The 8,119-nt window shown below is 65.7% G+C and carries 7 protein-coding genes and 1 pseudogene; 2 read left to right on the forward strand and 6 right to left on the reverse strand.

The window, feature by feature from the left end:
• Positions 1-287: 287 nt before the first annotated feature.
• From AC5JJ1_RS07540 to AC5JJ1_RS07555, 4 genes and pseudogenes are all read right to left on the reverse strand, one after another.
• Positions 288-1,871: pseudogene (locus tag AC5JJ1_RS07540) on the reverse strand (Na+/H+ antiporter).
• A 408-nt stretch (positions 1,872-2,279) separates the two neighbouring features.
• On the reverse strand, positions 2,280-2,465 hold the full coding sequence (locus AC5JJ1_RS07545) for a hypothetical protein (RefSeq protein WP_495784496.1): 186 nt from the start codon (positions 2,463-2,465) through the stop codon (positions 2,280-2,282).
• On the reverse strand, positions 2,462-2,605 hold the full coding sequence (locus AC5JJ1_RS07550) for a hypothetical protein (protein WP_495784497.1): 144 nt from the start codon (positions 2,603-2,605) through the stop codon (positions 2,462-2,464). Before AC5JJ1_RS07550 ends, AC5JJ1_RS07545 begins: the two co-directional genes overlap by 4 nt.
• 36 nt (positions 2,606-2,641) lie before the next feature.
• Positions 2,642-3,208: a M48 family metalloprotease gene (locus AC5JJ1_RS07555; RefSeq protein ID WP_495784498.1), complete on the reverse strand. Its 567-nt coding sequence runs from the start codon at positions 3,206-3,208 to the stop codon at positions 2,642-2,644.
• A 1,177-nt stretch (positions 3,209-4,385) separates the two neighbouring features.
• Here AC5JJ1_RS07555 and AC5JJ1_RS07560 point away from each other — a divergent pair.
• Positions 4,386-5,807, forward strand: coding sequence for a hypothetical protein (locus tag AC5JJ1_RS07560; protein WP_495784499.1), 1,422 nt, complete (start codon positions 4,386-4,388; stop codon positions 5,805-5,807).
• Position 5,808: 1 nt separating this feature from the next.
• Positions 5,809-6,660, forward strand: coding sequence for a hypothetical protein (locus tag AC5JJ1_RS07565; RefSeq protein ID WP_495784500.1), 852 nt, complete (start codon positions 5,809-5,811; stop codon positions 6,658-6,660).
• Between the two features lie 232 nt (positions 6,661-6,892).
• Here AC5JJ1_RS07565 and AC5JJ1_RS07570 read toward each other — a convergent pair whose 3' ends face one another.
• The gene (locus tag AC5JJ1_RS07570; protein WP_495784501.1) at positions 6,893-7,222 is read right to left on the reverse strand and encodes a hypothetical protein; all 330 of its coding nucleotides are present in this window, start codon (positions 7,220-7,222) and stop codon (positions 6,893-6,895) included.
• Positions 7,219-8,004, reverse strand: coding sequence for a recombinase family protein (locus tag AC5JJ1_RS07575; protein WP_495784502.1), 786 nt, complete (start codon positions 8,002-8,004; stop codon positions 7,219-7,221). Before AC5JJ1_RS07575 ends, AC5JJ1_RS07570 begins: the two co-directional genes overlap by 4 nt.
• Positions 8,005-8,119: the final 115 nt, after the last annotated feature.

The following is an 8,119-nucleotide window of genomic DNA, read 5'->3' on the forward strand; positions in this document are numbered from 1 at the left end:
ACATTCTCGACAAGGTCCGTCGAGGGAAACAAGTGTTGGAGTCAGAACACTAGCCGTCCCGCCGATCGCCTCATCTCGACCGACCGCAGCTACCGCCGGGCCCGACCCCGGGCGGTCAAGCCCCGCCGGTTCGGTCGCACGGCGACGCTTCCGCTCCGGCGTGCGCCGCCGCGGACGGGCGCCATCTGCCCTCCGGCAGTGCCGCGGCAGACTCGCCTGGTCGGCCACGGAACGGGCGCCCGGTGCACCCCCGATGCCGGCCAGTCCGTCGGACACAGGGCCGCCGATCAGCCCTTCGCGGCAATCGCGATGAGCTCCTCGAGGTCGAGATCGCGCTCCAGGTTGTGCAGCGTCTCGTCATCGATCTGCCGAGCCCGATGTAGGCGGACCAGCTCGGCGCGCCCGGCTGCGACCGCGGCGAGGATGACGTCGTAATGCGCCGCGATGCTCCGGTCGCGCTCCTCAGGGGTGCCGAGGAACTCCGTCGACATTGTCGCCCGCCGCCGGTAGCTGTCGAGCAGGCGGGGGTGGAGCAACGTGCCGTCCGAACCGTAGGCCAGCCGCTCCACCGCGGCGAATTGTGCCTTTAGCATGGCGGCTTCCGCTGAGAAGAGGTCGAGCGGCGCCCTGGCGCGCTCGTCCTCTTCCAGCCCCGCGAGGCGGATGACGAGGCCGAGCGTCGTGCCCTGGACAAGCACGGTCACCAGGATTACGGCGAAGGCCGTCACCAGCATCAGGTCGCGTCCCGGCATCGCCTCGGGCAGACTCAGCGCCACCGCGAGCGTGACGACGCCGCGCATGCCCGCCCAGCTCATGACGCAGGCGGCGCGCGGGCCGAGCGGCTCCACCCCGCGCCAGCCGGCCCGGTTCAGGGTGGCAAGTACCGCGTCCGACCCGAAGATCCAGGCGAAGCGGGCAAGGGTAACAGCCGCAAGGATCGCCGCCACCGACCAGGCCATGCCCTCCATCACCACGCCGAACCCGCCGACGCGGTCGATCACCCCGCGCAACGAAAGGCCGATCAGGATGAACACCGCCGCCTCGAGCAGGAAGATCATGACCTGCCAGAAGGAGAGGGCACGCACGCGGACGCTCGCGGTCAAGACGACATGCTGGTACCAGCCGCAGACGAGGCCCGCCGCGACCGTTGCGATCACCCCAGACACGTGCAGCATCTCGCCGGCGATGTAGCTCGTCCAGCACACCAGTACGGAGGCCGCGATCATCAGGTGCTCGTCGCCGAGCCGGCGCAGCAGCAGGACCCAGAGGGCGCCGATCACGCCGCCCACCACGATCCCGCCGGCGACCAACAGGGCGAAGCTGCCGACCGCCCCGCCGAGGCCGAAGGTTCCGGTTACGGTGGCCGCCACCGCGAGGCGGAACAGCACGAGCCCGGTCGCGTCGTTGAGGAGGCTTTCGCCTTCCAGAAGCGTGCCGAGGCGGCGCGGCAGCTTCACGCGCTGCAGTATGGCCCTGGCCGAGACGGCGTCGGGCGGCGAGACGATGGCGCCCAGCGCGACACAGGCGGCTCAGGGCAGGTCCGGCAGGATCAGCTTCGCGACGGCCGCGACGACGGCCGCCGTGAACACCACCGCGCCAACGGCCAGCGAGGCGATGCCGGCGAGGTGCCGCCGGAAGGGGGCCAGCGCCGTGAACCAGGCGCCGTCCATTAGCAGCGGCGGCAGGAAGATGACGAGCGCCAGCTCGGGATCGAGCTCGACCATGGGCAGGCCCGGAACAAAGGCCAGGGCGCCGCCGCCCACCAAGAGCGCGACCGCCGGCGGCAGCCGCAGCCGCAGGGCTACGTAGTGCAGCGCCAACACGACCGGGAACATGCCGACGATCAGTTCGAAGACCTCGAGCGAGTGCATGTCTCTCCGGACCGTCTGGATGAAGGCGCCAGCGTCTTGCGAAGGACCGGTGCCGCGTCAACTCCCGCCATGCAGACACGGAGGCCGTCTGCCGGGGAGGACGGGCCTGGCGCAGGCGGGCGATGTCGGCGTCCGCGCCGCAAGAAAGATCCGTCATCCGCCCGACTGCGCATCTCGAGGCTGCGATGGACCCAAGGTCAACCAGACCCAGACGCCCCGCGCTGCGCAGACTACTCCAACGAGAAGGGCTCCAGAAGCTACGGCAGCGCCATTCGCGCCGGCTGCCGATCATGCAAAATCGCCTCAACTGTGTCCGGCGCCAGCAGCGTCAGCCTCAACAGCGAGCCGAGGTATCCCCGCTCGATCCGCTCCGCCTCCGCTATCTCGCCGATAGAGGCGTACCGCCCCTTATCCAGCAGCCGCTGGCTTATACCGGAACGCCCGCGCCAATGCCTTCACCAGCGTCGGGTCCGTGCGCGTCGGGATGTCGGCATCGCCGCCCTCCTCCGCCACCGGCGTGACCACTGTCAACCGCCCCGGCCGGCGCCGGATGGTCAGCGGCACCCGGACCGTGATGCTGGTGGCGGCCGTCATGCCGCTGCCATCAGGGCATCCGGTCGGATGGCGGTGAGATTAAGAACGAGGTCGGCCGGCCCCTTCCCCCGCAGGCGGGTGTCAGCGCCGGCGGGCTCGACCATCATCCACTCCACGAGCGCCCAGAGATGCGCTGCCATTCGGCTTGGAGTACCGTCCCGCAGCAGGCGGAGCGGCTACCGTCCTGGTCGCCGTGGCACGAGGTCGGAAGATACGCGCACCTCGGTGACGGTGTTTCGCCAAGCTGCCAACCGCTCCGGCCCCGCAGGATGGCTGTCGAGCCAACCTGCAGTCTCGCTCGGTCCACCATGAGTCAGCCTCACCCAGACGAGACCGGCGCGGTCGAGGTCGTATCCAGCGCGGGCGACAAGATAGCCGCTGAGGTAATCGGCCTCGCGCTCCTCGTCCTTGGAGAACGCGAACTGCGCCCCTCTGGAACCGATCTGGGCCGCGCCCTGGCCGAGTGCCCAACCGGCGATGCCGCCAAAGGGTACTACCGCCCCCAACAATGTGCTGGCGACAGTGCCGGCGGCGAAACTCCTAGCGCGTCGCTTGCCGACGTGGCCGGCAAGGTGGTGGCCAAACTCATGTCCTACCACTGCCGCCACCTCGTCCTCTGACCCGAGCAGCGACATCATGCCGAGCGTGACCATCACCTCCCCCTGTCCGGTCAATGCCGCGCGCGGCGTCGTGGACCGATCCAGCGAAACATGGAAGCCGCAGGGCTGGCCAAGGTAAGTCATGCAGAGCGGCTGCGCGGCAGCTGTAAGGCGCTGCGAGACAGCGGTGAGGACCACCGCTGCCTGCTCGGCCGACTGCGACCCGCTAGCAGGGGGGACGCCCTCCGCTACGGTCAGCCGTGCTGCCTCAAGCTCAGCCGGGTTGACATGAGGCGGTGCAAAGCGAGCGCCGCACCCAGCTGCCGACAACATGGCGAGAAGGGCGCATGCGGGCAGCCAAGGCAAGCTGGACAATAAGGTTCCATGGCATGGTTGGAATGCGCCCACGGCGGCACTGGGTCTGGTACCTGACCGCACAAGATCGCCGCCCACGACAGCTTCTCCGTTCGCTTCCCGAGCTGATAACCGGTCGGATGGCGGCCGGGTTGCCCATGATGGCCAACGCGAACCTCACCAGCGCGAATGGGCGCGATGATGCCGAGCTATTCGCTCCACCCGGAGCCGAATGTTCGCCGGTGACAGCTTGCGCATGTCTACGTCCCTCATGCCCAAAACCTGGGCAATCCTACTTGCCTTCAAAATAAGCCTAAGGCGGATCAAAACTTGAAGTCTGCCTGGTCATACGCCGGACTGAGCTACAGCACGGGTCGCCTCAGCGCAGACATACACAGCCGGCGTGTTGCTGATCAGCAGCCACGGCTTTCGGAGGCTGGATATAATAACCACGCTGGAACCGCCGGCTGAGCCGAGTTGGTAACATTTTGTCGAGATAAACAGATTAGATGCCGAGCTTCTGACTGGTGCAAGTGGCTGTGCCCGCCGAAAATCGGTTGTGACCCAGCGATCCCTTAAACCAGATAACATTGCGCGACGCGTTTTAAGCGGCTCGAAGTGAACAGTCTGAAATACGGCTGTCCTCATTCCCAAAGTCAAGTGTGCGTAACCTTAAGTGCAAACACGCCGCCCGCATCCATCAACGCGGAACTTATGGTTTTCGGCTTCTTGTAGAACAGAATGTTTGACCAGGAGCAGTAGTATGCGGGAAACATTAGCGGAACTTGCGGCCGATACTCCTCCGGACGATCAAGCGACGGGGAATGCAGCGCGGGCAATGCCGGCTTCCAGGCATACACGGGCTCCGGCGCCTGCAAGTTGGCGCATTCTCGCGGCCCGGCTGACAGTTCTCGTATTCACCGCATTCCTACTGCTCGGCGGCGCGGCCTGGGCACAGGCACCGCTGGTGATCGTCAAGCTGACAATCCTCAAGGTCAACGACGACGGTGACGACGACGACAACCTGTCGAGCGCGGATTTCTACGTTGCCGGCGCGTTCACGCCAAACGGCAGCCCGGCCATCTCATTCGACAACGAGGCCCAGCGCATTGAGGGTGAAACCACCATCTTCCCGAACTGGGGTTTCGAATTCCCGGCGCCCGGCAATGCCGGCAGGGGGCAACTGAACCTCCAGGTGCTGGACTACGACAGCGGCCTGAACTTCGGTGACGACAAGACGGTCGACGTAACCCTCGATATCGATTTCGGCTCCTGCCTGATCACCAGCCCCGGGCTCTCGCAGCGCTGCGGCTGGGACATTACTGTCCAGCAGAGCGACACGGTTGTCTTCCGCATCGAGGTGCTGTTCCCGCCGAGCTCGCCCGGTCTGCTCGTGCGTTGCCTACAGGATCCGCTGGTGCCCCAGGCAGGCATGCCGGTTACCATCACAATGGACACGCTGGACGCGACCGGCACGCTCAAGATCACCAGCGAGCTAAATATCGAGATCAACAATACTCAGATGCACCGCGCCACGGCGGTGAACCAAACGACCTACACCTTTACGCCTACCGACCAGCAGTTCTCCCTGCGATGCTGGGCCAGGAACACGGTCGGCGGCAATCCGGATGCCGAGGTGGCAGATACCTGGCGCCGGCAGGTCCGGGTAGGAATGCAGCCCGAGCGGAGCATTCCAATCAGTGTGGTCGGACCTTCGGCGCGCAGTATAGACATCGTTATTATTCCTGACCGCGATGCGGTGCCGACCATAGGCCCGGCGCCCGGCGCCCCGGGTCTCGCGGATGATGTTAACCTCCAGGCCGACATCAGGCGGGTGCTCTGGAACGGCTTCCATACCGTTCCTTTCTTCCTGGCCAACCAAAACCGGTTCAACTTCTGGATCGCGCGGACGACTGCAGACATCGACGGCACTCCAAGCAGCTGCACTCAAATCGTGCCGCCGGAGGATTGGGACCAGTACGCCTTCGCCGATTCCGGCTGGATCTTCCACACCGACCCACACCGCGACTGCGCTAACCAGGCCCTGCGGCTCTACGGCGGAAGGATCGACGTCCCGCTGACGCCAGTCCACGAGACCGGCCATACGCCCTTCGGATTGGCTGACGAGTACTGCTGCGATGGCGGCTACTTCCAGGCCGAGCAGTTCCCAAACGTCTATACCGACCTCGCCTCCTGCATCGCCGACATCCTCAACGTGGGTGGTTTGCCGGGCGACTGCCGGCCGATCGGCGCCGCGGCCGGAACTTGGCATACCTCCGACCCAATAACCGATGTGATGGGGACGGAACGGCGCACCTTCAACCGCCTGGACCGACGGCGCGTAAACTGGCTGCTCAACCGCTGCGTGAACACCACGGAAGGGTGCTGAGATGCGATCGCTTCGGCTTGTCCTGATGCTCGCTTGCCTCGGAGGACCGACGTTCGCGCAGCCGGTGCCGCCCTCACTGCGGGAGCAAATCGACCCGACCCGCTTCGATGACGGCAACCGTGCCATTGTGCTGCGGGTGCCGCATACGCCGGATCCGCAGCGGCCGACCTCCATCCAGCTAGTGAAATCGCGCGCCTATGTGCGCCGTGGCGACAACGGGCTGATCCTTGTCGAGATTGTCGATCGGGATGGTAAGGTCACCGACAGCTGGCGCGCGCAGCGGCCCCAACCGCGCTCGGGAGAGGCGGCACCGGGAACCGAGGGCCGCTATGCCATCCCCTATACAAAGACGCTTGCCGGCGTTCGCATCACCGACACGGCCAGCAACGCCGCCATCTGGGTTCGGCTGGACGGCGCCATCGAGACCTTCTGCCAGGCTCAGCCAGAAGACGTCGCCTGTGACAAGGTGGATCTGCGAGCTGAGATCCACCCTGAAGGCCCTAGCTCCGAGACGGTGGCGGTCGGCAGCAGCGTGACGATGGCGGTACGCGCAACCTTCTCCAACGCCTTCGGCGAAACTTCCGGCGTGTCGATGTCCGTGGCGCCGTTCTTCGTCTCGCCGAACCTTGACGTCCAGGCCCAGGGCCAAACGGAGTTCACGGAGGGCCGGATCGACGGCAGCTTCCGGCGCATCGAGAGAATCACCTACACGGTGAGCTGCAAGGCCGCCGGGGCAGGACGGATCTTCCCGCAGGCGCGGATCGTCGCAACCGGGGGGGCGGCGGTTGTCGATACTATCCCGGCTAACAACCAAGAGAACACCATCCTCGACGTACTCTGCACGGGGAGCTGAGGCGCGATCCAGTCAGTTGAAATGCGGCGCATCAAAGACCAGCCGTTGGTTGTCTGGGAAATGCACCACAGGATGCGGTGCCTTTTCGTCGTATTCAAAACTGATGGACGAGGGCGGCGATAGTGTCGGCTCTTCGCCACAATCAGCGTCAGCCGAACTCCGAGTCATGCCAAGGCTCAGCAAGGCTCGAGGACTTCGCACTGCACTTGCCACTCCACTGGGAGCGGCTTCATCAGCACCGCAACATCATCCCCTTCGCCTGTTGCCCATCCAAGATCGCCTCTACGATTTCCGGCGCCAGCAGCGTGAGGCGGAGAAGCGATCCCAGATAGCCGCGCTCAATCCTCTCGGCCACCGCCATCTCGCTGATCGAGGCATACCTCCCCTCGTCCAGCAGTCGCTGGTACCGGAACGCCCGGGCCAGCGCCTTCACCAGCACTGGGTCCGCTCGTGTGGTCACCGCTGGCGTGCCATCCTGCACAGGCGTCACCACTGTCTTCCGCTCCGGCCGGCGCCGGATGGTCAGTGGTACCCGGACCGTGATGCTGGTCGTCACCCTCATGCCGCCACGCACTCCACACTGGTCGCAGACGCGCCAGGATCCCGAACCAGGCCGGACAGCCCCTCGACCCGCAGCCGAATGTCCGCGCCGCCCGGCCCGACCACGACCCGCTCTACCAACGCCCGTATGATTCGCGCCTGCTCGGCCGGGAACAGCTCACCCCAGAGCGGATCAAGCCGCTCCAGCGCGTCCCGGACCTCCATCTCTGTCAGCTCTGGCGCCTCGGCCCTCGCCGCCAGCCACGTGCCCACGACGATCTCGGGCTGCCGCAGCAGCGCCCGGACCTGATCAGTCACCGCTGCCTCGATCTGGGCAGCCGAGACCCGGCGCACGATACCGTCGTCGCCTGCTGCGTCGCCCTTCAGAACCCGCTGGGCCACGTAGTAGCGGTACAAGCGCCCATTCTTCCGGCAATGCGTCGGCGACAGCGCCCGGCCATCGGTGCCGAAGATCAAGCCCTTCAGCAGCGCCGGCGCATGCTGCCGGTTCTGGGCAGCTCGGGTCCTTGGGCTGATCTGAAGGACGGCATGGGCCTTGTCCCACAGCGTCCGCACCACGATCGCCTCGTGCTCACCAGGATAAACCTGTCCCTTGTGGCTGACCTCGCCGATGTAGGTCCGCAGGTTCAGCAGCTTGTAGACATCGCCCTTATCGAGCGGCCGACCCGACTTGCTGGCGATGCCCTCGGCTTGCAGGCGCCGGACCGTCTCGACGCCCGAACCGGTCTCGACGAAGAGCTCGAACACCCGCCGCACCCGCGCAGCCTCGGCCTCGTTCGGCACCAGCTTCCGATCCAGCACGTCAGAGGCTGTTAAGCAACATTATTGCGTGCTGGTGGCTGCTGGCAGCAGCGCATAGCAGAGATCCCGACACCATCTCTGATACATGACGTCGAGT

This window comes from Belnapia sp., assembly GCF_059504005.1.

Excerpts from the sequence above, each read along its gene's own strand:
- AC5JJ1_RS07545 (WP_495784496.1), bottom strand. The coding sequence starts at position 2,465 with ATGACGGCCGCCACCAGCATCACGGTCCGGGTGCCGCTGACCATCCGG.
- AC5JJ1_RS07550 (WP_495784497.1), bottom strand. The coding sequence starts at position 2,605 with ATGGCAGCGCATCTCTGGGCGCTCGTGGAGTGGATGATGGTCGAGCCC.
- AC5JJ1_RS07555 (WP_495784498.1), bottom strand. The coding sequence starts at position 3,208 with ATGACTTACCTTGGCCAGCCCTGCGGCTTCCATGTTTCGCTGGATCGG.
- AC5JJ1_RS07565 (WP_495784500.1), top strand. The coding sequence starts at position 5,809 with ATGCGATCGCTTCGGCTTGTCCTGATGCTCGCTTGCCTCGGAGGACCG.
- AC5JJ1_RS07570 (WP_495784501.1), bottom strand. The coding sequence starts at position 7,222 with ATGAGGGTGACGACCAGCATCACGGTCCGGGTACCACTGACCATCCGG.